The organism is Streptomyces sp. NPDC090442 (assembly GCF_044769405.1).
Lineage (GTDB): Bacteria > Actinomycetota > Actinomycetes > Streptomycetales > Streptomycetaceae > Streptomyces.
This window is the reverse complement of sequence record NZ_JBIVXW010000099.1, coordinates 1-26,052: the sequence shown is the minus strand read 5'-3', so window position 1 is coordinate 26,052 and position 26,052 is coordinate 1. Positions and strand designations below refer to the sequence as shown.

The window sequence follows — 26,052 nt, the reverse complement described above, 5'->3', positions numbered from 1 at the left end:
GGTTTCCCGGTTCTTCCCATACCCGCACGCGTAGGGAGTTTCGGAAAACCCTGCACAACCCTGCACCACCCCACCCCGCCGCACCTCTCGCCACCGCACTCCCCACCCCGCCGAATGTCCGTCCGCGTCGTTCGGCGTCTCGCGCGCGTGCGCGAGGCCGTATCCACCCCACCCTGACCGGTCGCACCACCCTCCACGCGCAGGAACCTGATTGGAGCCCTGACCCTTGACCAGTAGGAACCGCCCCGCCGCCGTTCTCGCCCTCGCCCAAGGACGCACGAACAGCCAGGCCGCCAAAGCCGCCGGAGTCTCCGGCCGCACCATCCTGCGATGGCTCGACGACCCCGCATTTCAGACCGAAGTCGCCGACACCCGCACCGAGTTGCTACGCCTCGCCGTCGGCCGCCTCGCCGCCGCCTCAACAAAGGCCGTTGACGCTCTGGTCGACGCCCTCGACAGCGAACGCGGACAGGCCCGCGTCCAAGCCGCCCGCACACTGCTCGACGCCTGCCTGTCGCTGCGCGAATCCCTCGACCTCGAACAGCGCCTCGCCGCCCTCGAAGCCGACGAGGAGGGCCACCGCCGATGAGCCGCCCCAACCCGCTATCCCGCCGCCTACTCGCCGTCGAGAACAACCGCGACGACCGGCGCCTGATGCACACCCACCGCCTCACCGACGGCCGCACCGTGCGCCTGTCCACCCTCGACGTCCTCGACGCCGTGCACGACGGCCTCACCCTCGACGGCCAGCACGTCACCGAACCACCACCGCCCCTCGTCCGCACCCTGGCCCAACTCGACCCCGAGCACGACACCTCGATGATGGCCCGCCTCACCCGCGCCGTAGCCGCCCAGTGGTGCGCCGCCCACGACCAAGGCCGCCCCGTGACGCTCTACGACGACCAGGGGGCCGACGCGTGAGCCGCCCCGATGCCGACGCCGAGCACCTCACGCGCGCCGACGGGGCCGTCATCGTCCCCGCCGCGGTTGCCGGTGACGTCCTGCGTGCCCTCGTACGCGATCTGACGGCCCGTGTGCGCGCCGACGGGGGCGAGGTGACCCCAGGCATCCGGCGGCTGCTGTACGCGCTGCACACGGCCGCACAGCGCGCCGAGATGTTCGATTCCGTTGCCGCGCCGTTCGAGTCCACCGCCGCTACCGGAACCACCCTGGGCCCGTCGGGCACCGTGTGCGTAGCCGAGGCCGCCGCCCTCATGGGCTGCACGACCCGCCACGTCCGCGCCCTGATCGCCGCCGGCCACCTACCCGCCGAACGCATCGGCGCCCGCGTATGGGCCATCGACGCCACCGGCCTCGACCACTACCGCCACCACCGAGGAGCCAGCGCAGCATGACCACCACGACCACGACCGCCGACCGGCCCGAGCCGGCGCCCGAGATCAAGCAGGCCGAGCAGGAAGTCGCCGAGGCCGAGCAGTTGCTCGCCGCGCTGGAAGAGCGCGTACGCGACGGAGACGAACAGGTCACCGCCCAACAGCTCACCGACGCACGGGAGTTGGGCACGTTCGCCAAGCTGCGGGCCGAGGCCGCCCGCCGCAAGGCCGAGCGCGCCGCCGCCAAGGCCGCCGAGACCGAACGCGCCCGCATCACCGCGGACGCCGTCGCCCTGGCCGAGCAGACCGCCGACCCCGCCCACGTGGCCACCGCCTACCAGCAGGCCCGCGCCGCCCTCGCCACCCTGATCGACGCCGTGCATACCCACGATGACGCCCTCGCAGAAGCTGCGGCGCTGCTCCGGCACGTCGGCGCCCCGCCGCTTTCGCGGTTCGTGCCGGTGCAGCGCGGCGAGTACACGTTCAGCGAGCCCGAGCGCGTACCCGCCTCACGCACCGCGCCCACCGTTCACCAGGAACGGCACTCCGCCGCCCTGTCCCTCAAGACCGGCCACACCCACAACGCCATCGGCACCGGCCCGGTCCTGGTGACCCTGCTGGACGAGATCGCCACCACGCACAACGTGCGGATGCCCGACCGCCCCGGCTTCACCCGCGCCCCCCTCGCCGACCACGCACGGCGCCACCGCGACACCATCCGCCACTTCCTCAACACCGCCACCCCCAAGACCCCGAAGGACACCAAGTGACCGAGCACGCGCACCTCACCGCCGACAACTTCCACCAGGACCAAGCCACCCCGCGCCCCCACGTCCAGGAAATCGGCAACTACGTCTCCCCCACCTACCAGCGATGGATCGAACAAGTCAAGCGCGACTCACGCCCGCCCATCGACACCTTCCAACTCCCCACCACAACAGCAGAGTTGGAAGCCATGGACTACGTCGACCGCGTCCGCGTCTACACCGAGGACACCGCCCTTTACGACCGCCTCACCGGCCGCACCCCCGCATGACCCCCGCACGCCACCAGGCTCCACCCGCCGACCAGGAGACACCGCCCGTGAGCACCGCCACCGTCTACCGCTCCCAGTGGGACGACCGCACCCCTGATGACCGCCGCATCCCTTGGCGCAAGATCACCGCACCTGGCGCCCGCTCCGGGCCGCTGAGCATCCATCCGACGGTGGGTGAGCGCGGCATGGTGCACGCTGCCCCGTGGTGGGTCGAGGGCACCCTCTACACCGACAACGCCCGCTGGCTCGACCTCATCCGCGACCAGGCCCGCAAGACCGGCGAGCAGGTCACCGAGGAAGACGCCCCCGACGGGCCGCCCGCCGACCACCTCACCGAGGTCGACGCCATGCGCCGCTACGCCGAGCGCCACGGACTCACCCCCGCCCGCACCCCGCACCTCGACACCGACGGCCACCCGATACGCGTCCGCCCCTACTGAACTACCCCTGAAATCATCGGAGTTGACTCCCTGTGCCCTCCCTTTTCGGTCCCGACTACATCGACGCCAACGCCGCCACCCACCGACTCAAGCAGACCCGCAAGACCGATCTTGTCGAGGTGCGCCGCCGCCTGGATGCCGCACTCAGCAAGGCCCGCACCTTCCGCGATCCCGACCTGACAGGCGAAGCCAACCACCGCCGCCGCGCCGAGTTGGAGCGCGCCGCCCGCCAGCAGGCCGCCGCCGACCTCGACCGCATCCAGCGCGAGACCGACGCCGCCGCGACCATGGTGCGCACCGTCGCCAACAAGGCCACCACCACCCCGGCCGCCGGCGCGGCCGAGCAGCTCCTCGCCGAGACCCGGCAGACCCGCGCATGGGACCGCGCCCGCGCGCTCCTCGACGCCGGCCGCACCCTGCCCGACGTCATCAAGGGCGCCGACCTCGACACCCTGCACGCGCTCCGCATCGAACTGCCGACCTACCTCGCTACCCAGCACACCAAGCCGAGCGGACTGGCCGGTGCCGACTTCACCGAACCCGACCCCACCCGCGCCGTGCACGCCGTCGAGCGCGCCCTCGCCGACCGCCTACCCAAGCCGCAAGGCGCCGCGCTGCGGGCCCGCCTCGACCTCGACGAACTCGAACCCGGCCTACGCGAAACCCTCGCCGGACTCCGCCGCGACGTCGACGGCACCGCCGCCCCCGACAACGGCCTACGCACCGCCATCGCCGCCCGCCTCGCCGACCAACACGCCGCCACCCCACTCCCCACCGAATAGACCCCCACCGTCGCCAGGCACGACGAAGCCCCGCCCGGACACGGTCCGAACGGGGCTGTAGGCACAGTGGGGCTACCGGATGACGTCTTCTGGGGTTGGCCCTGCACCGAGCAAGGTGGCGCAGTTTGGGCAGGCTTGCAGGGTGTATCCGGGGCCGCTGGTGGCCGGTATGAAGCCGACCGCCACGGGCGCTTCGGTCTCGTCGCCGCAGTGGTAGCAGGAGATGGCGACGTGCCCTCGGGGCCACTGATCGCCGACGGTGTTTGCGTGATCGTCCTGGTGACCCACGTCCCGTACGCACGGGAGACTACGGCGACCGAGGGTGGGCCCGTTGCCCCATCCTGGTTGCCGGGCGCCGCACGTGAGGATTCCGCGGAAGTGCTGGATGCAGTTCGGGCAGGCATGCAGCGTCATATCCGGGCCGCTGGTAGCAAGGACGCGCCCCACTGGCACCTGAAGTCGGGTCGGCAGTCCGCAGCGGTAGCACGGCGCCGCCTGGTCCGAGGGAGCCAGATCAAACCGGCGGTGAGCAGTCACGCGACGCTCCCCTCGATAGCGAACGCAGACACGGGGAACGGGGCGCCGTCGTACACGTAGGGGTAATCCACACCCATGGTGGCGAGCACTGCCGCACACCGCCGCTCCCGGATCACGTGCAGTTCGAGCGTGGTCTCGGCCCGCTGCCGGAAGAACTCGGCCGCCTCCTCCTTGGTCGGTCCCGTCCAAGGGCGGGACCAAGGGTTCACAGGGGCAGGCTCGGGGGTGGGCGCGGGTTGTGCTGCCAAGTAGGCCGCGGTGTGCCGACCGGGCCGGGGTCGGCGGGTCCACGGAAGTAAGGCGAGCACCCAATCAAGGGCGCGGGCGATAGCATCGCGCATACGTCGTTCAGCTCCCAATCAAGCTGTTGCGGCGAGCCCCGAGCGGACCGGGCCTAATCGGTCTCTCGGGGCGTTCGTGTTTCGAACGAAGGTAGAACAACGCATCTAACTCGTCTACCTGTCTAACTCGCCTACTGGTCTAAGTCGCCTAGATTCGGCCGCTTGTCTACGCTCGTCGTCATGCCTGAGCGCCCCAACGGTCCGCACGTCCCCTACGCCCCGTACATGAGGGTGCTGGAAGCGTTGACCGCGGACATTCGAGAGGGCCGTTACGGGCCCGGCGACCGCATCCCTTCCGAGTCCGAGCTCTGCGACCGGTTCAAGGTGGCGCGGGAGACCGCGCGCCGAGCGGTGCGGGTGCTGCGGGATCGCGGGCTCGTTGTCACAGAGTGGGGGCGTGGTTCGTACGTAGCTGGAGAACACAAGGACAAGTCGGCTGAGTAGCCGCGTGTGGGAGCCCGACCAGCGAGGCCGGTGCGGGCTCCAGCGCAGTCCGTAGATGCGTCGCTGTCAGTGGGGCACGGCGGCCGGACGGTGGAGGGCGGTAAGGCGGGCCGTTTCCTCCTCGCGGAAGTCCCGGACTTCGGCGCAGCGTTGACTCATCACGAATTCGCCCAGCGTCAGGCATAGGTCCATGCGTTGGATGCATACGCCGACCATGAAGGGGCCGTTTTGTGCGCGGTACATGCGTACGCCGTAGTAGCCCTCCTGACAGTCCCGGTCGTTGTTGAACCGGCACCCAGCGCAGGTCTCAGGCAACCGGACGGGGCGGATGCTCTTGGCGTAGAGCGTGCGGCCGTCGGGGAGCTGGTAGCGGGTGCGCTGGTCGGAGGCGCCGGCGGTGACGATGCGGCGGATGGGCACCGCTCCGAGGTGGTCGACGACCTCTTGCATGGCGGCGAGTGAGGCTCCGTCGTCCTCAAGGTTGACCAGCATCCGCACGGTGACGAGCCGTCCGTGCTCCTCGATGATGCGGAGCACCCGCGCAACGTGGTCGTGGTTCGGGATCACGATGTTCGCCGAGACCTTCACCCCGTGCCGGTCGGCGGCCTCGATCGTGGCGGCCAGTGCGTCCAGCTTCCGTGCTGCCAGCTTCGGGGAGGCCAGGCGCGGGGCCTGGACGGCGGCGAGTTCCTCCGGCGTGGTGCCGAACACGGATAGGTTGATGCGGTCGAGCCCGGCCGCGGCGCACTCGGGCAGTACGGCGGTTCCGTTCTCGCCGTTGCTGGTGAGTCCGACCGTCAGGCCGAGGCGGCGTGCGATGCGGATGAGTTCGGGCAGTTCGGGGTGGAGGGTGGGTTCCCCACCGGTGAAGTGCACCTCGTTGGTCGGGAGACTGCCGCGCACTGCCGCCAGGGCCAGGGCGAAGTCCGCATCGGCCTTGATGCGCTCGGGGAGGAAGTTGGCGCCGTTGGTGGTGAGGTAGATCGAGACCCGCCCGGAGCGCCCAGGTGTTCCGGTGAACTGCTCAGCATCTCGGCCGAGGTTGTCGGTAGTGACGGGCGTGCCTTCGTTGTGACAGAAGGTGCAAGCGAGTCCGCACGCGTCGATGATCTTGACGCGTAGGGTCCGATCCGGAACTACCGTGACGGGTAAGTCGTTTGGGTCGGTCTTGGTCATGGTTGCCTCCTGGCCGGCGGGGCCCGGCAGCCCCGCCGGCGGATGGTAAAGACGGTTAGATGAAGCGGAGTTCGTTGATGGAGTCGAGGTCGATTCCGTAGCGGGCGAACACCTTGGTCGTGTTCTCGCTCGTCAACTCATCCCGTGTGAGGGACAGGCGATCAGCGGCGGTCCACACCTGTTCTTCGGTGTCGCCCTCGATCTCCAGATAAGGCGGGATGCGCGGCCATGAGTCGATCTCCAGCCGCACGCCGTCCAGCAGCCAGGACGAGCGCCGGTTTTCCTGGTAGCTGCGGTGGGTGAGCCCCATGAGCCCGAGCAGAGCGTGTGTGTCCTCGAACGAGCCGACCGTCGTCTCGGTCTCCCGGGTGCCGTCGATGGCATCCGAACTGATCGTCTTCACACACAGGGTGACTGCGCCGCCGGAGTCCCGCAGGCGTACCCAACGGCCCGACACCGGGGGAACGGTGTCGTAGACATAGCGGCGCATCAGGCGCTCGCCCTGGAAACTCCCACCGGCCGCCTTGATGCGCTCGGCCATGGCGTCCGGGTCAATGCTCAACGCCTTCGCTTCGTACTCAACGATGTGCATGAATCTCCTTCTCGTATGCCGTGCCTTGCCCGACTGGGCAAGGGCCTGACGCGCTACAGCCTTGGGCCCCGGACTCCGGCCGGGAGGGAGTAGAAGCCGCGCACGAGCTTGCCGAAGGCTGGGAGGCCCATCTCGGCGCGGCGGGCGTCCAGGTGTTCAGGATCTTCAACTGCGAACGACCGCGGATCGTTTGCCCCGAGGCCGAGTTGAATTCCGTAAAGCTGCAGGCGGCTGAGTTCCGGTCCCGTCCGACCGTGGGCGCCACTCATCGCGCCGCCTCGATCTCATCCGGCGAGGTCGTCCACTCACGGCCGCCCTTCTCGGGTGCCAACCACGCCACCAACGGCGCGTTCGGCACCATGACCGGCAGGCTGTACGAGTTGACTTTCAAGTCCGGCGCGACAGCACGCAGGACCCCAACTCGATCACCGTGTGCGTGGTCGACGACCAGACAGCCGATCAGCGGGTGTGCCTGGTGCCCGAATCCCAGTGAGGCGGTCATCGTCTGCCCTCCAAAGTCACTGGGAGGCCAGCCGCGAGGGCGCACTCGGAGCAAACGGTGATGTCGACGCGGCCGGGTACGGGGATGGCGGGACGGGCAAGGGTGTAGCCGTGGTGACAGACGGGGCAGGCGTGCCCGGTGATCACGGGGACGGGCCACTTTTCCCGCGGCGGGATCACAATTCCTGGGGCGCTCACGGCAGGCCGCCGCTCTTCGCCTGGGGGAACCCGTCGGGCGGCATAGCCGCTTCGTCCAAGGTGAGGTTCACGTATTCGATCAGTGCCGGGCCGGTGAGGCTGCGTATGTCCGTGTGGTGCTCATGCTGTTCGATGGTGCAGCCGGACGCAGCATCGACCAGGCTCCGGCGGCGAGCACGGTCCTGGAGGGTGCGGCGCGGCGTGGTGGGCGTGGTCACGGGGTGCCTCCGTTCGCCTTTCGCTACTTTCACCATCCTGACCAGCAAAAAGGCCCCGAACTTTCACACTTGGTGAAAGTCGGGGCACACGCGCGGAGTTGGCTGAACTACAGCTCGACGCCAGCCCAAGTCGCGTAGCTGATCAGCGAGTCGGGGGCAGACCGGGCGGCACGCACGAGGGCGGCGACGGTCTCACGGACCGACGGGTGGTACTTGGCCTGCTGGGGTGCCGCCTTACGCGCCTTCAACAATGAGGCGAGGGCAGCATCGTTCTTGCCGGTCCAGAGTTGGGCGCGGGCGGTGTCAATCCAGTAATGCCCGATCCGGTCCCCCGGGAAGCCGTCGGGCAGGTGGACTTTCTTGGCTAGGCGTAGGGCGTCGCCCCACTTTCCCAACTCCACTTCTACAGCCGACGCGTGGATCGAGACGTTGGTCGGCCCGAACGACATCACGTGTCGGCCACGACTGAACTCGCCGACAACCTCGCCGGGCAGCATGGCGGCGAGGCGCTTTGCTTCGGCCAGAGCTTCGCGGGCCCGCGGGCCGTCGCCTTGGCGGGTGGCGAGGATCGCAGCACGCAGGTTCAGGTTCCCCGCCGCGCACACGGCCGCTTGGTCGCCAGCCGAGATGCCAGCAGCGATCTCGTCGCGGGCGGTGTCGATGATGCGCTGGCCCACCTCATGACGTCCGGTCGAAAACGTCGTCTGGGCGCGCATGTAGCGGTACAGGGCCATCAGATAGGGGTCCCCGGACCGTTGGGCGGAGTAGTCCATGCGGGCGAGCAGCAGCGCCCCAAGGTCGGTCAAGCCGAGGCCGTAAGCCACGTCGTGGGCGCCGCGGTAGACCTGGACGAGGAGGTGATGGGCCAGCTCGGCGTCCCGCCCGTCGAGGGTGGCGGTCGCCTGAACCAGTTCGTTGATCAGAGGCGGGGCGAACGATGCAATCTGCCCGAAACCGGCCGCCCGGCGCGCCTTCACCAGTGCCCGAACATCGGCTTCGATCTCGTCGAGCGGACGAACTGGCAGGTCCTCCAGGGGCATGTCCCAGTTGTCCAAGGCCGCCCGCAGGTCAGACAGTGGCCCGTCGAGCCGGTCATGGGAGTGGGCGAGGTGATCGGGCCGGCCGTAGAGCGTGTTCACGGACACGTCCATAGCGCGGGCGCAGGCGGCGACCATGTCCGGGGAAGCGGGCTTGAACCCACTCTCAACCTTCGTGAGCAAGCTGTAGGAGATGCCGGCCTTCAGGGCGAGGCCCCGCGCCGTGAGTCGGTTCAAGCGCCGGTACGCGGCGATACGCGCCCCCGTGCCAATGTCGGTGCCATTGGGCATGATGGACTCCGTTCTGACGTAGACACTCAGGACGGTACCCGCGCTGGTTGAGCCGGGACACACATACGGCCCGCTTCCGCGCGCACTCGGGGGCGGGCCGTCTCGCGTTCGGGCTGCGCGTCTTCTCACCCCTCCGGGCGGAGCATGGACGACCACCCTGAAGCGTTGCCAGTACTGAGGGGTTGACAGCGAGGGTTAGCAACCACCAATCCCTTCGCCGCGATCCTGCTCGGCGAGGGAGTCGACGGCCGGCTGTACGCCGCCGCGGAGTGGCGGCACGACTCCCGCGCCACGCATCGCAGCATGACGGACGCGCAGTACAGCGCCGCCGTGCGGACGTGGCTCGACGGCCTCGGCATCGTGCCCCAGTGGACGTTCATCGACCCGAGTGCGGCGTCGTTCTCAACGCAGATGTGGCAGGACGGGCACCCCGGCCTCGCCCGCGCCTCAAACGAGGTCGCCAACGGAATCCGATCCGTATCGAGCCTGCTCGCCGCCGACCGTCTACTCGTACACGAATCATGCGAGGGACTGCTCGCCGAACTACCCGGCTATAGCTGGGACCCGAAAGCCACCGAGCGCGGCGAGGACGCCCCCTTGAAGCTGGACGACCACTCCGCCGACGCGCTGCGCTACGCCGTGCACTCCACCGCGCACGAGTGGCGCCACCTGCTCACCGCACCAACGGAGGCCGCCGCATGACCGCCGTATGGCTGCACATGCCCGTAACCCTGACCGTCGGCGATCACACCGGCAACCTTGGAACGCTCACGATCGGCCCCGGCGATTCCGTCGGGCCTCGCCTTGCCGGCATGCTCCGCGACGTCGCCGCAGCATGCGAGGCCACTACCGCGGAAGGGGGCGGCAACGATGGCACTCCCTGACGCCAACACCCCTTGGCCGCCACCGCAGTACGCCCCCCTGTACGACGAGATGCGCCTCGACGATGCCTGGTACTCCGGTGACCGGCGTCGCCTTGCCACCGTCTACCAGGGGCAGCAGCGCCGCGAGGACGGCCGCCGCCGACTGTGGGGCCGCGGACGACCGCGGCCCGGCCATCACCACCAGGACGGTCGGCTACATGTCCCGCTCCCGGCCGACATCGCGACCACCTCGGCGGATCTACTGTTCTCTGAACCGCCGGTGCTCTCCGTCGACACCCCGGCCGCACAGGCGCGGCTCGACGAACTCACCGACGCCGACGGCCTCGCAAACACCCTGTTGGAAGCCGCCGAAGTCGCCGCCGCCCTCGGTGGTGTCTACCTGCGCGCATCCTGGGACACGGCTCTTGGGCCCCGGCCGATGCTTACCGCGGTCCACGCGGACGCCGCCGCCCCCGAATTCCGCTGGGGGCGCCTTACCGCTGTCACGTTCTGGCGTGAGCTGGTCTGCGACGGGGCCGCGGGCGGCACGGTGCTGCGGCATCTGGAACGGCACGAGGTCGGGCGCATCGTGCACGGCCTCTACCAGGGCACTCCCGACACCCTCGGCACCCGCGTGCCACTCACCGAACACCCGGACACCGCGGCCCTGGTCGACTCCCTCGGGCCCGCCGGGGACACCATCGAGACCGGCCTCGACCAGCTCACCGCCTCCTACGTCCCCAACATCCGCCCCAACCGCCGGCACCGCGGGTCGCCGTTCGGGCGCAGCGACTACCAGTCGGCGCACGACCTGTTCGACGCGCTCGACGAGACGTGGTCATCGTGGATGCGCGACATCCGCCTCGCCCGCGCACGCCTGATCGTCCCCGACGGGTACCTGCGCGACCACGGCCCCGGCCGCGGCGCCAGCTTCGACGACGACCGGGAAATCTGGCAGACGCTCAACATTCCGCCCACCGAAGCCGGCGGCGCGGGCATCACCTTGAGCCAGTTCGCTATCCGGGTGGACGAGCACGAGCGGACCGCCGCCACCATCACCCGGCAAGCTGTGCAGCTCGCCGGGTACTCCGCGCAGAGCTTCGGTATCGGTGACGAAACCGCCGCCACCGCAACGGAGGTGACGGCCCGCGAACGACGGTCGATGATCACCCGGGATAAGAAGGGCCGTTACTGGGGCCCGGCAGTCGCCGACATGCTGCACGTGCTTTTGCAGCTCGACCGCCAGTTGTTCACGCCCTCCCTCGTACCGGAACGGCCGCGGATCGCCTTCGGCGACTCCGTCTCTGAAGATCCGCAGTCTGTCGCCCAAACCCTGTCCCTGCTCCAGCAGGCGCAGGCTGTGAGCGTCGACACCAAGGTGCGCATCCTGCACCCCGATTGGGACGAGCACGCCACCGCCGCCGAGGTCGACCGCATCCTCACCGAGACCGGCCAGGCAGTACCCGACCCCTTGCAGGCCGGCGTCCTCGACTAGCTACCTTGCCCGGAAGATCACCCCGAGCAGCCTTTCCGCGCGCGCCCTGGTCTGCGGATCCGGGTGCGCCATAGCCATCGCGAGCAACACCGTAACGAGGGCGAAGAAAGGGCCGGAAACAGCGTAGATCTGTGCGTCGATTCCCATGCGCCGAACGCTACATGACACCCCACAAGACGCCCCTCTATTCACTAACCTACCTTTGGGGGTGAGACTGTTTAGTTTTAAGAGTCAAAAAATCGACGAACGCCCTGATCAGGCACTTTGATGGCTGCGGCGATCACTAATCCTGCCTTATAGCCTCACCCCCCATCTCATAGAAAGCCGTGACGCAAGTCACATTGGCCGTTTCCTTGTTTGTCACTGCTTAAAGGAAATTTCCAGGGGGTGATGCCGTGTCAATTCACCCCGGAATGGTCGAGGATCTGTCAGTCGGAGTGCGCGACCTGTACGCGGACGCCGAGCAGCGACTGCTCGGGATCATCGCGCGGCAGCTCGCCGACGGATACGAGGCGCCCGGATGGGCCACGGCCAAGCTGCGCGATATTCAGCCGTTGCGCCGTGCCGCGCAGGGCGTCGTCGATGAACTCAGCAAGGCCATGACCCTGGACGTGTTCGACGCGGTCGCCGAGGCGTACAACGCTGGCGCCCGCGCCGGACTAGTCGAGTTGGGCGCGCTGCACGATGTCGACGCCCGCCGGATCGCAGAGAGCACGCCCAACGCCCGCGCGGTCGACCGCCTCGCGCACGAAGCCGTCGACCGGGTCACCGCTACGCACCGCGGGATTCTGCGGGGCGTTGAGGACGGGTACCGGCAGGTGATCGCCGAGGTATCCGGTACGCCGTTGCTGGGTGTGGAGACACGTCGGCAGGCAACTCAGGCCGCCATGCAGCGGTTTGCCGACCGGGGCCTGCGCACGTTCGTCGACAAGGGCGGGCGCGCGTGGTCGATGACCTCGTACGCCGAAATGGCCGTACGAACCGCCGTCGGCCGGGCCGCGGTCGAGGCGCACGGCGACCGCCTGCGTGCTGCTGGCGTTGCCCTGGTGATCGTGTCCAACGCGCCCCACGAGTGCCCGCTGTGCAAGCCTTTCGAGGGCAAGGTGCTGTCCCTCGACGGCCCCGACGGCGCCCGGACAGTTGAGGTCGAGCACGCCGTCGAGGACGGACGGACCGTGCGCGTGCATGTCGCCGGATCACTGGATGAAGCCCGCCGGCGGGGGTTGCAGCATCCCAACTGTCGTCATTCGACCACCGCTTATCTGCCTGGGGTGACTCAGGCACCGGTAGAGCACTCCACCGACCCTGATGGGTACGAGGCCAGCCAACGACAGCGCGCGATCGAGCGCGGTATTCGCCGTTGGAAGAACCGCGCCGCCGCCTCGACCACCCCCGAGGGCAAGCGCGCGGCCGAGGCCAAGGTTCGGCATTGGCAGAAGCGCCAGCGCGAACACCTTGCCCGACACCCGGAGTTGATCCGCCGCCGCTACCGGGAGCAGCCCGGGGCGGGGAACATGCCGGAGCGCCGACCGCATCCGCCGCAGGATGCCGTCGAGGCGGCCCGCGTACGGTCCGGTGACCGTCACACGCTGGCGGAGATGAGCGACGACCAGCTCGGCGCCGCGCTGCGGCCCGGGGTCCTCGACGAGCACGACCGCGGCCGGATCGCGGCCGAGGCCGACCGCCGAGACCTCATGGCCGCCGCTTTCCCCGGCGGTCGACTGGCGCCCCACCTCGCCGGCCTGTCCGACGACGTCCTCACCGTAGCCATCCGGCACGCGCGACCCTCCGAAGTCGCCCGGATTGGCGCGGAGTTTGATCGGCGGTATCCGCCGCGGCCGGCGCCGGCCGCTAAGGGTGCGCAGAGCGTCGAGGGGCAACTCGCCGACCGCCGCGCCCTCGACGACGCCCTCGCGCCCGTCCCTGATCCGGACGACTGGGGCTGGCTCGCCGACGGCGCCGGCGACCGGTTCGCGGGCATGACCGCCACCGAGCGGTGGGTCGCCGAGCGCACCGAGGAGGCCGCGGCCGGCCGAGGCGCCTACACCCGTGCCCAGGTTCGGGAGATGTACCGGGAGCACGTCTACGCACAGTGGCAGTCCGCGGAGGATGCGTGCCGGGGCGTGCTGCTGTCGCGTGAGGCCGCCGCCGCTGGCATCGACCCCCTGTCGCTGTTCACAGGCCCGGCCCACGTCGCCTACGCCCGCGCCTCCGAGGAACTGCGCCGATGGTGGGCCGATCACCCGCGCACTACCCTGGCGGAGTACACCGAACAACTCACAGGCCAGCGCAGCACCGCCGCCGACATTGCGCGCAAGGCAAAGTCGGACCGTGACAACCGGCTGTAGGAGGAAAGACCTTGTCCCGCGCCGAACTTGTCCGCGCCCTGACCGAGGGCGCCGAGGCCGGCCGCGCCCGGCAGCCGGTGACCGTCTGCCCCTACCCGGCCGGCGATCTACGCCGTAGTGCGTGGGTCCGCGGCTACGCCAAGGCCCGTCCGCTGCCGGGCGAGGACGACGACGCGCAGTAGCGCAACACAGACACCACCCAAGGGGGCCTGCCTGGTGCGGGCCCCCTTTCGCATGCCCGAACGCCCGCCGGGAGCGGGCCCACTGCACCAGGAGTGCACCATGAGCGACACCACCCCCAGCGCCGCCCCGGCCCCCGCCGAGGCCACCCCCAACACCACGCCGCCCTCCGCTGCCCCGACGCCGCCGGCCCCGTCCAGCGAGGGCGAGCAGGGCGACACGGCGGCGCAAGTCGCCCGCCTTGAGCATCAGCTCGCCGAGGCCCGCGCCGAGGCCGGCAAGAGCCGCGTAACCGCCAAGCAGCGCGCGGCAGATGAGGCCCGCACGCAGCTCGCGCAGGAGATCGGGCGCGCGCTGGGCCTGGTCGGCGACGAGGCCACGCCGGACCCGGCCGCGTTGACGCAGCAGCTCGCCGCCGAGCAGCAGCAGGCCCGGCAGGCCGCCGTCGAGCTGGCCGTGTACCGGGCCGCGGGCGCGGCCGGCGCCGATCCCGACGCACTGCTCGACAGCCGCCAGTTCGCCACCCTCGCCGCCGGCCTCGACCCCGCCGACACCGCTGCCGTTCAGGCCGCGATCACCGACGCCATCAAGACCAACCCGCGGCTGGCCGCGGCCCCGGCTACCCCAGCCCGCAGCGGCAGCGAATTCCCCGGCGCGCCGGCCGCGCCGCAGCGCCCCGCCAGCCTCCGCGACGCCATCGCCGCGCGCCTGAACCCCTAACCCTGGAGCCCCCATGGCTATCACCCTCGCTGACGCCAAGCTGAACACGCAGGACGACATCGATCTGACCGTGATCGATGAGTTCCGCAAGTCGAGTTGGCTGCTCGACAACATGACCTTCGACGACGTCGTAAGCCCCGCTGGCGGCGGCGCCACGCTGACCTACGGCTACACCCGGCTCGTCTCCGAGCGCGGCGCGGCCTTCCGTCCGCTGAACACCGAGTACGGCACCGAGCAGGCCAAGCGCACCCGTGCGACCGTCGACCTGTCCGTGTTGGGTGGCGCGTTCGAGATCGACCGTGTCCTGTCCAACCTCGGCCCGGCCGCCACCAACGAAGTCACCTTTCAGATGGGGCAGACGATCAAGTCGGCCCGGGCGTTCTTCTCTGACCAGGTCATCAACGGCACCCGCAACACCTCCACCGCGACCGGGTTCGAGGGTCTGTCGAAGGTGCTGGCCAACTCCAGCACGGAGTACAAGGCCCCGGCCGACTGGTCCACCCCCGCCGACCAGGCCGCGGCGCACAACGCGCTCGACTCCCTCGACGAGTTCCTCGGCCTGCTCGACGACACCCCGAGCGCGCTGCTGGGCAACAAGAAGACCATCGCGCGTATCCGGTCGCTTGCGCGCCGGGCCGGGTACTACAGCCGCAGCGAGAACGCGTTCGGGCAGACGGTCGAGTCGTACAACGGCATCCCGTTCATCGACCTGGGCGCCAAGTCCGGCAGTGCCGACTCTGTGATCGGTATCGACACCAAGACCGGCACCACTGACCTCTACGCGGTCCGACTGGGGCTCGATGCCTTCCATGGTGTCTCGACCGTCGGCGGCGGCCTGGTGCGTCAGTGGCTCCCCGACTTCTCCACCGCCGGCGCCGTGAAGCGCGGTGAGGTCGAACTCGGCCCCGTCGCCATCGTGCTCAAGTCCACCAAGGGCGCGGCGGTTTGGCGCGGCATCCAGGTCAACTCGACCACGCCGGCGGAGTGATGTTGCGCCGCCTGTACGCCACGCCCGAGCAACTTGCCGCCTACCTTGGCGAGGCGGCCCCGGACGGCGCCGAGCGGCTGCTCACCCGCGCGTCCGAGGACATCGACAGTGCGCTGCTGACCGCTGTGTACGCGGTCGACGAGGACGGCGACCCGCTCGACGCCCGGGTGCGCGCCGCGCTGGCCGATGCCGTGTGCGCGCAGGTCGAGCACTGGCTCGCCACCGGCGACGACGGTACCGGCGCCGGCGGCATCTGGAACTCAGTCAGCATCGGCCCGGTGTCCCTGTCGGGGCGGTCCGGGCAGCCGCCGGCCGCCGGCGGTGTCGAGCTGGCGCCGCGCGCCGGCCGCGCCCTGCGCCGAGCCGGGCTAGAGCCGGGGGTGGTGTGGCCGTGGTGACTCGCGTACCGGCGGTGCTGCTGCGGCATCGCGTCACCGTCGAGCCGTACCTCGGCGCCGGAGCGTACGGGCCGACGTACGGCCCGCCGACGGCGGTGCGGGCCCTGGTCTCCGACCGGCCCCAGATGACCCGCACCCCCGACAGCCGCACGGCCCAGGCCACCGCGACCGTGATCGCCGACCCGGAGATCGAGTGCCCGGTCGGTAGCCGCGTGACGCTCCCCGATGGGCGCACCACCACCGCAATCACCGTCGCCCGCCACACCGCTCCGGGGTTGCCGGTGCCTGCCTGTACGGAGGTGATGTGCCAATGAGCCCCCGCGTCCGCTGGCGGGGCCCGGCGGTGATCGCGGCGACGCGCACCGCGGCGGCCCGCGGCATGCTGCTAGCAGCCGAGCATGTACTCGGCGCGTCCCGCCAACGCGTGCCAATCGCCGAGGGCGTACTCGAACGCTCCGGCGCCGCGAGCGTGGACACCGGCCGGCTAACCTCCGCCGTGTCCTACGACACCCCGTACGCCGTGCGCGTCCATGAGGACCTGCGCACCCGGCATTCTCCCGGGCGTTCGGCGAAGTACCTCGAATCCGTGCTGCCCGAGGAGAGTGGCACGGTGCAGGCGTTGATCGCCGCGCAGATCCGGCGGGCCCTGTCATGAGCTACACCGCCGACCTGCTCGACGGCCTCGCCCGCCTGCTCGCCGAACACGGCGTCGCCACCTACCGACCCGATGGCCAGTACGCCCCAGGGGATACCGCGCTCACGATCGCCACGGTTCCGCCGGCACCGGATCGCGTCATCTGCCTGACCGCCTACCCGGTTCAGGACTCCCCCGCCCTCACCGACTGCACCACCGGCGTACAGGTACGCACCCGCGCCGGGGCCGATCCCCGCGAGGTCGACGCCCTCGACGACGCCGTGTTCGACGTGCTGCACGGCTCTGGCCCCCACACCTGGGGGGCGGTGCGGGTGCAGCTCCTCTACCGCACCGCGTCGGCCCCGATCGGCGCCGACGACACCGGCCGCATGGAGCGGTCGAGCACGTACTACGCCCGCGCGCACCGCGCGGCCCAACACCTCGAATAGGAGGCCGCTTTGAGCACCCCAACGCCGCCGGCCGAGACCGTGACCGCACTCGCCCGCAGGTACCGCCTTGAGTTGGACACGGGCAAGGACGGCACCGCCGCATGGGCCGTCATCCCCGGAATCACCGAGTTCACGCCCAAGGTGGAACCCACGCAGCAGGACGTCACGACGTACGACGCCGAGGGCTGGTCGGAGCAAGCCGTGACCATGCTCGCGTGGTCGGTCGAGGTCACCCTCGCCCACCGCGCCCACCCCACCACCGGCCGATTCAACGCGGCACAGGAAGCGCTCCGGCGGGCGTCCATGTCGTTCGGCGCGGCTTCTTACGTCCGCGTGCGCTACTACGACCGCAACGGCGCCCCGGACGCCCAGGAAGGGACTGCCCTGGTCACCTGGGAGCCCGAGGGCGGCGGCCCGGACGAGGTCGACACGATCAAGGTCACGCTCACCGGTAGCGGGCCACTGGTCGAGATCCCCAACCCGGTCGCCGACGGAGGCGCACCGGTCGAGCCGAAGTCACAGAAGGTGGTGAACTGACATGGGTTTCCGCGCACTTGGAGCACTGCTCGACGACTCCCTCGAACTCCCCGTTGGCAAGCCCGGTCAGGAGCGCATCTACCGTGTCCCTGCACCCTCGGCGGAAACTGGCCTGCGGGTACAGCAGCTTGTGACCGCGGCTGGCCGGGCAGCCGATGGGGGCGAGGTCGATGCCGATCTCGTCGCCGATGCCGAGGAGCGCGACCTGTACGCCGACGTTCTCGGCACCGCCTACGCCGACCTGCTCGCCGCCGGTGTCACCTGGCCCGTGCTCAAGCACTGCGCGATCACTGCCATGGTGTGGATCGCGCAGGACAAGGAAGCGGCCGAACGCTTCTGGAATGCGGCCGGCGACCCTTCTCGACTGGCCCCGAATCGAGCGGCGCGGCGCCGGTCGGGCGGGGCGAACTCGACCCGGAATCCGGCCTCTACGAGTGGTACGAGTACCCGGACGGCACCGGCCCGCGCCGAGGGCCGCAAGCGTCACTGACGTGGGCACACATCCTTGACCAATGGCCGCTGGTCGAGGCTGACCTACACCAGACGTACGGCATTGACGTCTGCGCCCCGGGGCTGCTTCAAGAGCGTTCCTGGCGCTGGTTGCGTGTTCGCATCCTGGGCCTTTTGTCGACAGAGTCGCGCCTCGCCCGGGCGCTCACCCCCGAACCTACCCCCACCGCCCCGCCGGGCGGAACACTCCCCCGGAGGTGAGGACATGGCACTGCGCGTCGGCGAATTGTTTGCCAGTCTCCGCGTGGACGACTCCCAGTTCCGCGCCCGAATGGCCACGGCACAAGGGCAGCTTTCCAGCGCCGGACAGACCGCGGCCCGCGTGGGCGGCGGGATGTCGAAATGGGTCACCGCCCCGCTGGTGGGCGTGGCCGCTGCTGCGATCAAGACTGGCGGAGATTTCCAAGCCAGCATGAACCGCGTCAAGGCCGTGTCTGGCGCGACAGGTTCGCAGTTCGCCGACCTCGAAAAGCTCGCCAAAGAGATGGGGTCGACGACCCAGTACAGCGCGAGCGAAGCCGCGGACGCCATGGGGTACATGGCCATGGCCGGTATGAAGTCCAAGGACATCACCCAGGCCCTACCGGGCGTGCTGAACCTCGCCGCGGCCGGCAACATCGCGTTGGCGGACGCCGCCGACATCGCAACCAACGTCCTGTCTGGCTACGGGCTTCAGACGAAGGACCTCGCCCACCTCAACGACGTTCTCGCGAAAACCTTCACGTCCACGAATACCGACATGAAGATGCTCGGCGAGAGCTTCAAATACGTCGCGCCCGTGGCCTCAAGTGCAGGTCTGGCGATCGAGGAGACATCGGCCGCAATCGGCATGATGGGTAACGCGGGCATCCAAGGGTCCGAGGCCGGTACCGCGCTGCGTGGTGCTATCGCCTCGCTGCTCAAGCCGACCGGTGACACCGAGAAGATCCTCAAAAAGCTCGGTGTGAGCGTCGTCGACAGTCACGGCAAGCTCCGGCCGCTCGTATCCATCGTCGGCCAGCTCGAAAAGGCCGGCGCGTCGACGGCGGACATGATGGGTATTTTCGGCGTCGAGGCCGGGCCCGCCATGCAGGCACTCGTAACGCAAGGCTCCGGAGCGCTCAAGAAACTCACCAAGGATCTGAAGAACTCCGGCGGCACCGCGAAGAACATCGCAGATGTCCAAATGGAGGGTTTCAACGGCCAGATGAAGGGGTTGCAGTCCGCGGTCGAAGGACTCATGTTGGCCATTGCTGGCTCGGGGATTTTGCAGTGGGCAACCACCTTCGCGGAGAAACTGACCGCGCTTGCGTCGAAGCTGTCGCAGACCGATTCCGGGCTCCTGCGGACTGGCACCGTCGTGGCTCTGGCGGCTGCCGCGCTCGGGCCGCTTGTCATCGCCGTTGGCAAAACCATGTCGGCGCTCTCTAGCTCGCTGTCCACCATCGCCAGCTTTGCGCGGGGCACTGTGAACGCGGCGAGTGCCATCGGCCGCATGGCGGTCGCCGCCGGCACCTACGCCGCACGCATAGCCGTGGTAACCGCCCAGTCCGTTGCCGCGGGTGCGCGTATGGCTGCCTCGGCAGCAGCGACGGCCGCGCGGGTCGTGGCCGGATGGGTACTCATGGGGGCGCAGGCCCTCGCCCAGGCCGCGCGCATGGCTGCCGCGTGGGTGATGGCCATGGGCCCCGTCGGCTGGATCATCACCGCCGTGGTCGGCCTGGTCGCGCTCATCGTCGCCAAATGGGATGCGATCAAGTCGGCTACGGCTGCCGCGTGGGGCTGGATTTGGAACAAGATCAAGGGCGTTGCGCAATTCCTGGTCGACCTGTTCCTGAACTTCACTCTCCCCGGCCTGATCATCAAGCATTGGGACTCCATCAAGGCAGGAACGGTTCGCGTATGGACCGCCATTGTCGACTGGGTGAAGCAACTCCCCCGGCGCATCGTCGACTTCTTCCTGAACTGGACCCTCGTCGGGCTGATCATCAAGCACTGGTCAGCGATCAAGGACGGCACACAGCGCAAGGCCGGCGAGATGCTCGACTGGGTCCGCGGCCTGCCTGCGCGCATCGTGTCGTACTTCGGGAACTTCGGTTCGATGCTTTACGGCAAGGGCCGTGACCTGATCGTGGGGTTGTGGAACGGGATCAAAGCCATGGGCTCATGGCTGCGCAACACCCTCATGGGGTGGGCAAAAGACTTGATTCCGGGGCCGATTGCCCGTGCGCTGGGCATCCATTCACCCTCGCGCGTCATGCGCGACCAGATCGGCCGGCACATCCCCTCGGGCATCGTCGAGGGCATCAAGGCCGGCGCCCCCGCGGTCGACCGCACCATGCGGTCGTTGGTCTCCGTCCCGTCCGCCCCGCAGCTCGCCACAGCAGGCACCACGCCCACCAACCCAACGTCACAGACGGGGGGTTGGGGTGCGTCGGTTCACATTGAGAACTGGCACGCCGGCGGGCAATCCGCCGACCAGGTCGCCGCGTCGCTGGCGTGGCAGATGAAGGGCAGGGGGTGACCAGGCATGCCTGTGGGTGATCTGGTCACCCTCCCCGGACACATCCAGTACGGCGACTTGCTGCTCGGGCCCGGCACGGCGGTGCGCTGGCGAAAGTTGACCGGGTGGGAGGACTCCCCGGGCGTCGACTCCGGCACGGTGCCGCGGTCTGGCGCGCACGGGGCGATCCCTGGCCGGCTGCTGGCCCAGCCTCGCACGATCACGGTCGACGGTGTCGTGCTGCGCACCTCGCCCGGCGTCATGACCGCGGCAGTACGGGAGTTGGGCGCGCACCTGGCGCTCCGTGACGACGAGTTGCCGCTCGTGGTGTGCCTCGACGACGCCCCGCCGCTGCTGACCTACGCCCGGTGCCTGCGGCACTCCATACCCGTCGACACCGGATACCGCATGGGCACCGTCGTTGGTGGCGCGATTCAGTTCGAGGCCAGCGACTCTCGCCGTTACAGCCTGATCGAGCAGCGCGCCGAAATCCGGCTGCCGGCCGCCGAACCGGGCCTCGACTGGCACCTCGACCCCGGGCCCGAACACCTTGGCTGGCCGCTGGACTTCGGGGCGCCTGGCTCGACCGGCACCACCACCGCCACCAACGACGGCACCACCGACGCCCACCCCCTGATCACGTTCCGAGGCCCGGTCTACCGGCCCAGCCTCACCAACCTCGCAACCGGCGACGTGATCGAGTACGACCTCGCCCTCGCCGACGGCGACGAGCTGCTCGTCGACACCGCGGCCGGCACCGTCATGCTCAACGGCACCGCCTCACGATTGGGTGCCGTGACCGGCCGCTCGGTCCCCGAGGAAACGTTCACCCTGCGCCGCGGAACAACAGCACTGGCGTTCCGCGCCGCCCCCGGATTCGCCGACCCTCGCGCTACCGCTGTCCTGCGGTGGCGCTCGGCCTACTGGTAAGGAGCAACCCCTGTGACCGTGCGCGCCGCATGGCTGCTGCCCACCGGGCAGACCCGAGAAGACACCCGCCTCGCGCCGCTCGGCACGATGGCGCCCACCTCCGAACTCGCCTCGCGAGATGGCGTGATCGCCGGCGGAAACCCGCTTGGCGCTTCCGGTGTCGGCCCCATGCAGGTCCAGATCGGCACCGGCCGCGCCCTGGTCCAAGGCACCACACCACAAGGCGCGTATCCGGTTGCGGTGACCTCGCCGGAGACGCTGACGCTCGCCGACGGCGACCCCCAGTACGGCCGCGTCGACGCTGTCGTGCTGCGGGTCCGCGATGGGCTGTACGACACCAGCGAGGAGACCTTCGCCGCCGTCGAGGTCATCCAAGGCACCCCCGCGGCGTCCCCCGCCGGCCCTGCCCTGCCGCCGGCTGCTTTGCGTCTGTGGGAGGTGAGTGTTCCCGCCGGCGCGTCCGCGGGAACGGGTGGCATCAACTGGGGCTCCGCGCTGGCCGATCGGCGCCGGTACACCGCCGCGTATGGCGGGATCATCCCCCGTGGCTGGGGCCTGTCGTTCGCCGGCGCCTACGACGGGCAGTACCGCGACACCGGCACCGGGCTGGAGCGCTGGGACGGAGACGGCTGGAGCAGCGTGGCGGAGCGCCATTACGTCGCTGTCCGCAAGGATGACACCTACAGCCTGTCGGCGAACCGCTACACCCCTCTGCGGTGGTCCGGCGTCGATGCGCGGTCCGACGCCTCGATGTGGACGTCGTCGGCCCCCTCCCGGCTCGTTGCTCCCGTGGCAGGGCTCTACACCGCCTACGCACAGCAGACATGGCCGGGCGGCGCCGAGCAGGCGCGCGTCCTGATCGTCAAGAACGGCGGCGCCCGCGAATGGCACGCCTCGTTCGTGGCCCGGTCCAACGGCGGACAGGGGCACGCCGCGGCCCTCCCCCTCGTGTTGAAGGCCGGCGACTACATCGAAATGAGCCTCTACACCGCGACGGCGTTGACCAACATCCCCGGGACGTACAGCGTCGCCGCACTGCGGTGGGAGGGCCCGGCATGACACCTACCTACCGCGTGTTGCTGTGCGACCTGCGCACCGACCAACTCCTCGACGCCGTCCCCGTATCCGGCCTAAGTTTTGACGACTACATAGGCAAAGCCGGATCACTACAAGCCACCATTCCCCTGCCGAATGCGGCCCTCGCCGCCCGTGTCCGCGCCGCGCTGGTGCCTGGTCGCACCGCGGTGTGGGTCGAGCGGGGCCGGAAAATCTGGTGGGGCGGCGTCTTGTGGACCGCAAGCATTCAAAGCAGCGACCGCGGGTTTCTCTCCGCGCAGATCCAGGCCGGCACCTGGGATACTTACCTTGATCACCGCCTGCTCTACGACACCCAAGAGGCCCGAGGCGTCGACCAGTTCGACATCGCACGGCGCCTGGTCGACTACGTCCAGAACACCCCCGGCGGTGACATCGGCATCACCTACGGCACGGAACTGTCCGGCATGCCGCGGGACCGCGTCTACAGCCGCTACGACCTACCCACCGTCCGGGACCTGATCGACCAACTCTCTCGGGTCGAGGGAGGGTTCGAGTGGCGTATCGCGTCCTACCGTGACCCGGAATCCGGCCGACGCGTCAAGCGGCTGCAACTCGGCTCCCCCACGATCCGCACCGGCACCAGCGACATCGTCCTCGACCACCCCGGCCCGGTCATGTCCTACACCTGGCCCATGGACGCCAGCGGGCAGGCGAACGCCTGGCAGTGCCGCGGCTCCAGCGACAACACAAACCAAGTCGAGGAATCCGTGCCCCTGGTGTCTGACCTGCTGGTCGACGCCGACGCGGTCACCGCCGGCTGGCCCCGCCTCGACGGATCGAGCGACTACTCGACCGTGATCGAGAAACCCACCCTGAACGCACACGCACGGGCCGACTGGAACGCCGCCCGCACCCCGCGCACCATCCCAGAAATCACCGTGCACATGGGCCGCGCGCCGCTGTCTCCGGCTCTGCTCGGCGCCACCATCCGCCTGCGCATCCGCGACCTGTGGTGGCCCAACGGCCTCGATGCGCGATACCGCGTCGTCGGCATGGCCATCACGCCACCGGAGCGCGGGCAACCCGAAACCGCGAAGCTGCTTTTGGAGGCGCCCTGATGGCCGCAGTACCTCTTGATCTGCTCGACCGCATCCGCGCACTAGAGCGGCAGGTCCGCGAACTGGCCGGCCGCGCACAGACACGGCCCGCCATGACCCAGATCAACCACGGAGCCGTGGTCATCGGTGAGGGCGGCAGCCTCGACGTCCGCGCCCCCGACGGCGACCAGGTGCTCGGCGTCGGCCAGTTCCCCACCGGCCGCTACGGCGTGAGCATGGCCCGCGAGGACGGAACCGGCGCTGCGCTGGAAGTCGGCGGCAACGACACCACCGCATCCCAGATGATCCGCCTGTTCGCCCGCGCCGGGTACCCGGAGCCGATTGTGATGGATGACGCGCACGCCGACGGCTACCTCGGCCGCCCGTGGGTGCCGATCCCGCTTGCCCCCAGTGCCCACGTCACTGCCGCCGACTGGACCAGCACCCACGCCGGCAGCATCCGCACTCAGCACGCGGTGATCGCCGCGCAGTGGTCCCTCTACGCCCCGGCCGGCACCACCGCCGAGGCCCGCCTCGCCCTCAAGCGCGGCGACACGCTGACGCAGATCGGCGACACGATCACCGCGACCGGCGGCAAAGAAGTCTTCGCCGCGCAGCGCATCACCCCCAGCTCCCACGGCCTATCTCACGGCGATGTCGCCGGCCTGCTCATCCAGGCCCGACGCACCGCCGGCACCGGCACCGCCGCCGCCTGGTGCCAAGGCATCTGGGGAACCAACACCGCCAACGCCAAGGAAGCCAACTAAACCCGTGCTCCCCGACTCCATTCCTACGGTCACCGTGACCGCCCGCTACCTCTCCCCCGACGGACGGCCCCTCTCCGGCAGCGTCGTCTTCCGCGCGCCGGCGCAGCTCACGTTTCCGGCCGCCGACGTCATCCTCGGCGGGCCCGTCGTCGCCACCCTCGACGCGCAGGGCCAGATCAGCGCGACCCTGCCGGCCACCGACGCGCCGGACATGGTCCCCGACGGCTGGTCGTACACCGTTACCGAGCAACTCGGGGGCATACCGGCCGGCCGCTCGTATCAAGTCCTGCTGCCCGCCGAGCAGCCGCACGTCGACCTCGCCGACATCGCGCCGACCGACCCCGCCAAGCCGACCTACGTTGCGGTGCGGGGCGCGTCGGCGTACGAGGTGGCCGTCGCCGCCGGGTTCGAAGGCGACCCGGCCGACTGGCTCGCGTCCCTGGTTGGCCCTCGCGGTCCCGAGGGAGACCGCGGTCCGATCGGGCCCCAGGGCGAACCAGGCCCCCAAGGCGCACGCGGCGGACAAGGTACCCCGGGGGCAGACGGCCGGGTGCAATCCGTCAACGGCCAGGCGACCGCCGAGGTTACGCTCACCGCCACCGACGTCGGAGCGGTCCCCACTACCGCGGCCGGCGCCCCGGGTGGCGTCGCCCAGCTCGACGACAACGGCCGCGTACCCGCCACCCAACTCCCGCCCATTGGCGGCGCCGTCGCGTCAGTCAACGGCAAGACCGGCGCCGTACAGCTCAACGCGGACGACGTCGACGCGCTGGCCACCAGCACACGCGGCGCGGCCGGCGGTGTGGCCGCACTCGACGCGGCCGGCAAGGTCCCCGCCGCCCAACTCCCGTCCCCCACCGCCCCGGTACTGCCCGGCACGTGGGTGCCCGACGACTACGGCCTGCGCGCATGGTCCTATGACCTCGGCGCCTGCTCCCGGACTCCCGGGGACATGCCCAGCGAGGCCGGACGCCTGTACCTCGTCGGCGTCCCCCTCCGAACCCCCGCCACGATCAGCCGTGTTGCCGTACACGTCATGGGCTACGACAAGCCCAACAGCACCGTGTCCGCCGCGTACCTCGGCATCTACGACAAGAACCTCGCCCGTGTCGCGCAGACCGGGAACGTGACCTCGTCGCTTCCCGAGACCCACAACATGGGTGGGCAACTCGCCACCTTCAACTTGTCGACGCCGGTCAACCTCGCCGCCGGCAGCTACTACGTAGCGATCCTGATCAAGGGCACCGGAACGGCCGTTCCCTACCTCGCCGCAACCAACTGGAATGCCAGCGCGACGATTTCCGGGGCGCGGGCCGCGGACATCAACGGCGTGCATCGCTGGCTCCAGACCAGCTCGGCCACGCACACCACGTTGCCGGCCGCGCTGCGGCTGACCGACATGACCGAGGGATCGACCTGCTATTGGGCCGCCCTCGGCTAACCACCACCCACCCACACGCCCGAGCGCACCGCGCCGGGCGTTTCCTCATGCAAGCAAGGAAGACACCACATGACCGTGAGAGGCGTCGACGTCTCCTCCTACCAGTCCGCGGCGTACAGCACCACGGGGCTCGACTTCGCGTTCATCAAGGCCACCGAGGGCACGTCGTACATCAACCCCCGCCAGTCCGCCCAGGCCGCCCAAGCCCGCCGAAACGGGCTCGTCGTGGGCTTCTACCACTTCCTGTG

The 26,052-nt window shown here is 69.7% G+C and carries 35 protein-coding genes; 28 read left to right on the top strand and 7 right to left on the bottom strand.

Annotation, left to right across the window (positions count from 1 at the left end; translation table 11 throughout):
- Positions 1 to 226: 226 nt before the first annotated feature.
- The 7 genes from ACIQU6_RS40420 to ACIQU6_RS40390 are packed head-to-tail and all read left to right on the top strand — an operon-like array spanning position 227 to position 3,592.
- Positions 227 to 589, top strand: coding sequence for a hypothetical protein (locus tag ACIQU6_RS40420; protein ID WP_403486953.1), 363 nt, complete (start codon positions 227 to 229; stop codon positions 587 to 589).
- Positions 586 to 921 carry a hypothetical protein gene (locus ACIQU6_RS40415; RefSeq protein ID WP_403486951.1) on the top strand — a complete coding sequence of 112 codons (336 nt, stop codon included), beginning with the start codon at positions 586 to 588 and terminating at the stop codon, positions 919 to 921. The genes ACIQU6_RS40420 and ACIQU6_RS40415 overlap by 4 nt, the downstream gene beginning before the upstream one ends.
- Positions 918 to 1,355 carry an excisionase family DNA-binding protein gene (locus tag ACIQU6_RS40410; protein WP_403486949.1) on the top strand — a complete coding sequence of 146 codons (438 nt, stop codon included), beginning with the start codon at positions 918 to 920 and terminating at the stop codon, positions 1,353 to 1,355. Before ACIQU6_RS40415 ends, ACIQU6_RS40410 begins: the two co-directional genes overlap by 4 nt.
- Positions 1,352 to 2,104 (top strand): hypothetical protein, encoded by a 753-nt coding sequence (locus ACIQU6_RS40405; RefSeq protein WP_403486948.1) that lies wholly within the window; start codon positions 1,352 to 1,354, stop codon positions 2,102 to 2,104. Before ACIQU6_RS40410 ends, ACIQU6_RS40405 begins: the two co-directional genes overlap by 4 nt.
- Positions 2,101 to 2,370 carry a hypothetical protein gene (locus tag ACIQU6_RS40400; RefSeq protein ID WP_403486946.1) on the top strand — a complete coding sequence of 90 codons (270 nt, stop codon included), beginning with the start codon at positions 2,101 to 2,103 and terminating at the stop codon, positions 2,368 to 2,370. The genes ACIQU6_RS40405 and ACIQU6_RS40400 overlap by 4 nt, the downstream gene beginning before the upstream one ends.
- Before the next feature lie 47 nt (positions 2,371 to 2,417).
- A complete protein-coding gene (locus ACIQU6_RS40395; RefSeq protein WP_403486944.1) occupies positions 2,418 to 2,810 on the top strand; it encodes a hypothetical protein in 393 nt (130 codons plus the stop codon).
- Positions 2,811 to 2,842: 32 nt separating this feature from the next.
- Positions 2,843 to 3,592: a hypothetical protein gene (locus tag ACIQU6_RS40390; protein ID WP_403486942.1), complete on the top strand. Its 750-nt coding sequence runs from the start codon at positions 2,843 to 2,845 to the stop codon at positions 3,590 to 3,592.
- A 533-nt stretch (positions 3,593 to 4,125) separates the two neighbouring features.
- Here the strand turns inward: ACIQU6_RS40390 and ACIQU6_RS40385 are convergent.
- Complete coding sequence (locus ACIQU6_RS40385) at positions 4,126 to 4,338, bottom strand: hypothetical protein (protein ID WP_403486940.1); 213 nt, start codon at positions 4,336 to 4,338, stop codon at positions 4,126 to 4,128.
- A gap of 312 nt (positions 4,339 to 4,650) precedes the next feature.
- Between ACIQU6_RS40385 and ACIQU6_RS40380 the strand changes: the two genes are divergently transcribed.
- Positions 4,651 to 4,914, top strand: coding sequence for a GntR family transcriptional regulator (locus ACIQU6_RS40380; RefSeq protein WP_403486938.1), 264 nt, complete (start codon positions 4,651 to 4,653; stop codon positions 4,912 to 4,914).
- A gap of 66 nt (positions 4,915 to 4,980) precedes the next feature.
- Here ACIQU6_RS40380 and ACIQU6_RS40375 read toward each other — a convergent pair whose 3' ends face one another.
- The 5 genes from ACIQU6_RS40375 to ACIQU6_RS40355 all read right to left on the bottom strand — a co-directional run bounded on the left by ACIQU6_RS40375 (position 4,981) and on the right by ACIQU6_RS40355 (position 8,927).
- Positions 4,981 to 6,090 (bottom strand): radical SAM protein, encoded by a 1,110-nt coding sequence (locus ACIQU6_RS40375; RefSeq protein WP_403486936.1) that lies wholly within the window; start codon positions 6,088 to 6,090, stop codon positions 4,981 to 4,983.
- Between the two features lie 55 nt (positions 6,091 to 6,145).
- Complete coding sequence (locus ACIQU6_RS40370) at positions 6,146 to 6,682, bottom strand: class IV adenylate cyclase (RefSeq protein ID WP_403486934.1); 537 nt, start codon at positions 6,680 to 6,682, stop codon at positions 6,146 to 6,148.
- Between the two features lie 265 nt (positions 6,683 to 6,947).
- Positions 6,948 to 7,184 carry a hypothetical protein gene (locus ACIQU6_RS40365; RefSeq protein ID WP_403486932.1) on the bottom strand — a complete coding sequence of 79 codons (237 nt, stop codon included), beginning with the start codon at positions 7,182 to 7,184 and terminating at the stop codon, positions 6,948 to 6,950.
- A gap of 193 nt (positions 7,185 to 7,377) precedes the next feature.
- On the bottom strand, positions 7,378 to 7,599 hold the full coding sequence (locus ACIQU6_RS40360; RefSeq protein WP_403486931.1) for a hypothetical protein: 222 nt from the start codon (positions 7,597 to 7,599) through the stop codon (positions 7,378 to 7,380).
- A gap of 107 nt (positions 7,600 to 7,706) precedes the next feature.
- Entirely contained in the window at positions 7,707 to 8,927 is a 1,221-nt protein-coding gene (locus tag ACIQU6_RS40355) for a helix-turn-helix domain-containing protein (RefSeq protein ID WP_403486929.1), read from the bottom strand.
- 303 nt (positions 8,928 to 9,230) lie between these two features.
- Between ACIQU6_RS40355 and ACIQU6_RS40350 the strand changes: the two genes are divergently transcribed.
- The 3 genes from ACIQU6_RS40350 to ACIQU6_RS40340 are packed head-to-tail and all read left to right on the top strand — an operon-like array spanning position 9,231 to position 11,285.
- Positions 9,231 to 9,629 carry a hypothetical protein gene (locus ACIQU6_RS40350; RefSeq protein ID WP_403486927.1) on the top strand — a complete coding sequence of 133 codons (399 nt, stop codon included), beginning with the start codon at positions 9,231 to 9,233 and terminating at the stop codon, positions 9,627 to 9,629.
- Entirely contained in the window at positions 9,626 to 9,811 is a 186-nt protein-coding gene (locus ACIQU6_RS40345; protein WP_403486925.1) for a hypothetical protein, read from the top strand. The genes ACIQU6_RS40350 and ACIQU6_RS40345 overlap by 4 nt, the downstream gene beginning before the upstream one ends.
- Positions 9,798 to 11,285, top strand: a complete 1,488-nt coding sequence (locus ACIQU6_RS40340) for a phage capsid protein (RefSeq protein WP_403486923.1) — start codon at positions 9,798 to 9,800, stop codon at positions 11,283 to 11,285. Before ACIQU6_RS40345 ends, ACIQU6_RS40340 begins: the two co-directional genes overlap by 14 nt.
- Here ACIQU6_RS40340 and ACIQU6_RS40335 read toward each other — a convergent pair whose 3' ends face one another.
- Positions 11,286 to 11,432, bottom strand: coding sequence for a hypothetical protein (locus ACIQU6_RS40335; RefSeq protein ID WP_403486921.1), 147 nt, complete (start codon positions 11,430 to 11,432; stop codon positions 11,286 to 11,288).
- Positions 11,433 to 11,698: 266 nt separating this feature from the next.
- Here ACIQU6_RS40335 and ACIQU6_RS40330 point away from each other — a divergent pair, with 266 nt between their 5' ends.
- The 17 genes from ACIQU6_RS40330 to ACIQU6_RS40250 all read left to right on the top strand — a co-directional run.
- A complete protein-coding gene (locus ACIQU6_RS40330) occupies positions 11,699 to 13,633 on the top strand; it encodes a phage minor capsid protein (RefSeq protein ID WP_403486957.1) in 1,935 nt (644 codons plus the stop codon).
- Positions 13,634 to 13,644: 11 nt separating this feature from the next.
- On the top strand, positions 13,645 to 13,815 hold the full coding sequence (locus tag ACIQU6_RS40325) for an Rmf/CrpP fold protein (protein ID WP_403486919.1): 171 nt from the start codon (positions 13,645 to 13,647) through the stop codon (positions 13,813 to 13,815).
- 100 nt (positions 13,816 to 13,915) lie between these two features.
- On the top strand, positions 13,916 to 14,533 hold the full coding sequence (locus ACIQU6_RS40320; RefSeq protein WP_403486917.1) for a hypothetical protein: 618 nt from the start codon (positions 13,916 to 13,918) through the stop codon (positions 14,531 to 14,533).
- Between the two features lie 13 nt (positions 14,534 to 14,546).
- Positions 14,547 to 15,521, top strand: coding sequence for a major capsid protein (locus ACIQU6_RS40315; protein WP_403486915.1), 975 nt, complete (start codon positions 14,547 to 14,549; stop codon positions 15,519 to 15,521).
- Positions 15,521 to 15,919: a hypothetical protein gene (locus tag ACIQU6_RS40310; protein ID WP_403486913.1), complete on the top strand. Its 399-nt coding sequence runs from the start codon at positions 15,521 to 15,523 to the stop codon at positions 15,917 to 15,919. Before ACIQU6_RS40315 ends, ACIQU6_RS40310 begins: the two co-directional genes overlap by 1 nt.
- A complete protein-coding gene (locus ACIQU6_RS40305; protein WP_403486911.1) occupies positions 15,916 to 16,233 on the top strand; it encodes a hypothetical protein in 318 nt (105 codons plus the stop codon). The genes ACIQU6_RS40310 and ACIQU6_RS40305 overlap by 4 nt, the downstream gene beginning before the upstream one ends.
- Positions 16,230 to 16,574 carry a hypothetical protein gene (locus ACIQU6_RS40300; protein ID WP_403486909.1) on the top strand — a complete coding sequence of 115 codons (345 nt, stop codon included), beginning with the start codon at positions 16,230 to 16,232 and terminating at the stop codon, positions 16,572 to 16,574. Before ACIQU6_RS40305 ends, ACIQU6_RS40300 begins: the two co-directional genes overlap by 4 nt.
- On the top strand, positions 16,571 to 17,002 hold the full coding sequence (locus ACIQU6_RS40295; RefSeq protein WP_403486907.1) for a minor capsid protein: 432 nt from the start codon (positions 16,571 to 16,573) through the stop codon (positions 17,000 to 17,002). Before ACIQU6_RS40300 ends, ACIQU6_RS40295 begins: the two co-directional genes overlap by 4 nt.
- 9 nt (positions 17,003 to 17,011) lie before the next feature.
- Complete coding sequence (locus tag ACIQU6_RS40290) at positions 17,012 to 17,539, top strand: phage tail tube protein (RefSeq protein ID WP_403486905.1); 528 nt, start codon at positions 17,012 to 17,014, stop codon at positions 17,537 to 17,539.
- Between the two features lies 1 nt (position 17,540).
- Positions 17,541 to 18,029 (top strand): hypothetical protein, encoded by a 489-nt coding sequence (locus ACIQU6_RS40285; protein ID WP_403486903.1) that lies wholly within the window; start codon positions 17,541 to 17,543, stop codon positions 18,027 to 18,029.
- A gap of 225 nt (positions 18,030 to 18,254) precedes the next feature.
- Positions 18,255 to 20,552: a phage tail tape measure protein gene (locus ACIQU6_RS40280; protein ID WP_403486901.1), complete on the top strand. Its 2,298-nt coding sequence runs from the start codon at positions 18,255 to 18,257 to the stop codon at positions 20,550 to 20,552.
- Between the two features lie 6 nt (positions 20,553 to 20,558).
- Positions 20,559 to 21,461 carry a phage distal tail protein gene (locus tag ACIQU6_RS40275; protein WP_403486899.1) on the top strand — a complete coding sequence of 301 codons (903 nt, stop codon included), beginning with the start codon at positions 20,559 to 20,561 and terminating at the stop codon, positions 21,459 to 21,461.
- A 12-nt stretch (positions 21,462 to 21,473) separates the two neighbouring features.
- Positions 21,474 to 22,520 carry a hypothetical protein gene (locus ACIQU6_RS40270; RefSeq protein ID WP_403486897.1) on the top strand — a complete coding sequence of 349 codons (1,047 nt, stop codon included), beginning with the start codon at positions 21,474 to 21,476 and terminating at the stop codon, positions 22,518 to 22,520.
- A complete protein-coding gene (locus ACIQU6_RS40265) occupies positions 22,517 to 23,617 on the top strand; it encodes a hypothetical protein (protein WP_403486895.1) in 1,101 nt (366 codons plus the stop codon). The genes ACIQU6_RS40270 and ACIQU6_RS40265 overlap by 4 nt, the downstream gene beginning before the upstream one ends.
- A complete protein-coding gene (locus ACIQU6_RS40260) occupies positions 23,617 to 24,363 on the top strand; it encodes a hypothetical protein (protein WP_403486893.1) in 747 nt (248 codons plus the stop codon). The genes ACIQU6_RS40265 and ACIQU6_RS40260 overlap by 1 nt, the downstream gene beginning before the upstream one ends.
- Positions 24,364 to 24,367: 4 nt before the next feature.
- Positions 24,368 to 25,804: a phage tail protein gene (locus ACIQU6_RS40255; RefSeq protein ID WP_403486891.1), complete on the top strand. Its 1,437-nt coding sequence runs from the start codon at positions 24,368 to 24,370 to the stop codon at positions 25,802 to 25,804.
- Positions 25,805 to 25,873: 69 nt separating this feature from the next.
- A partial coding sequence (locus ACIQU6_RS40250) for a GH25 family lysozyme (RefSeq protein ID WP_403486955.1) occupies positions 25,874 to 26,052 on the top strand: 179 nt, incomplete at its 3' end.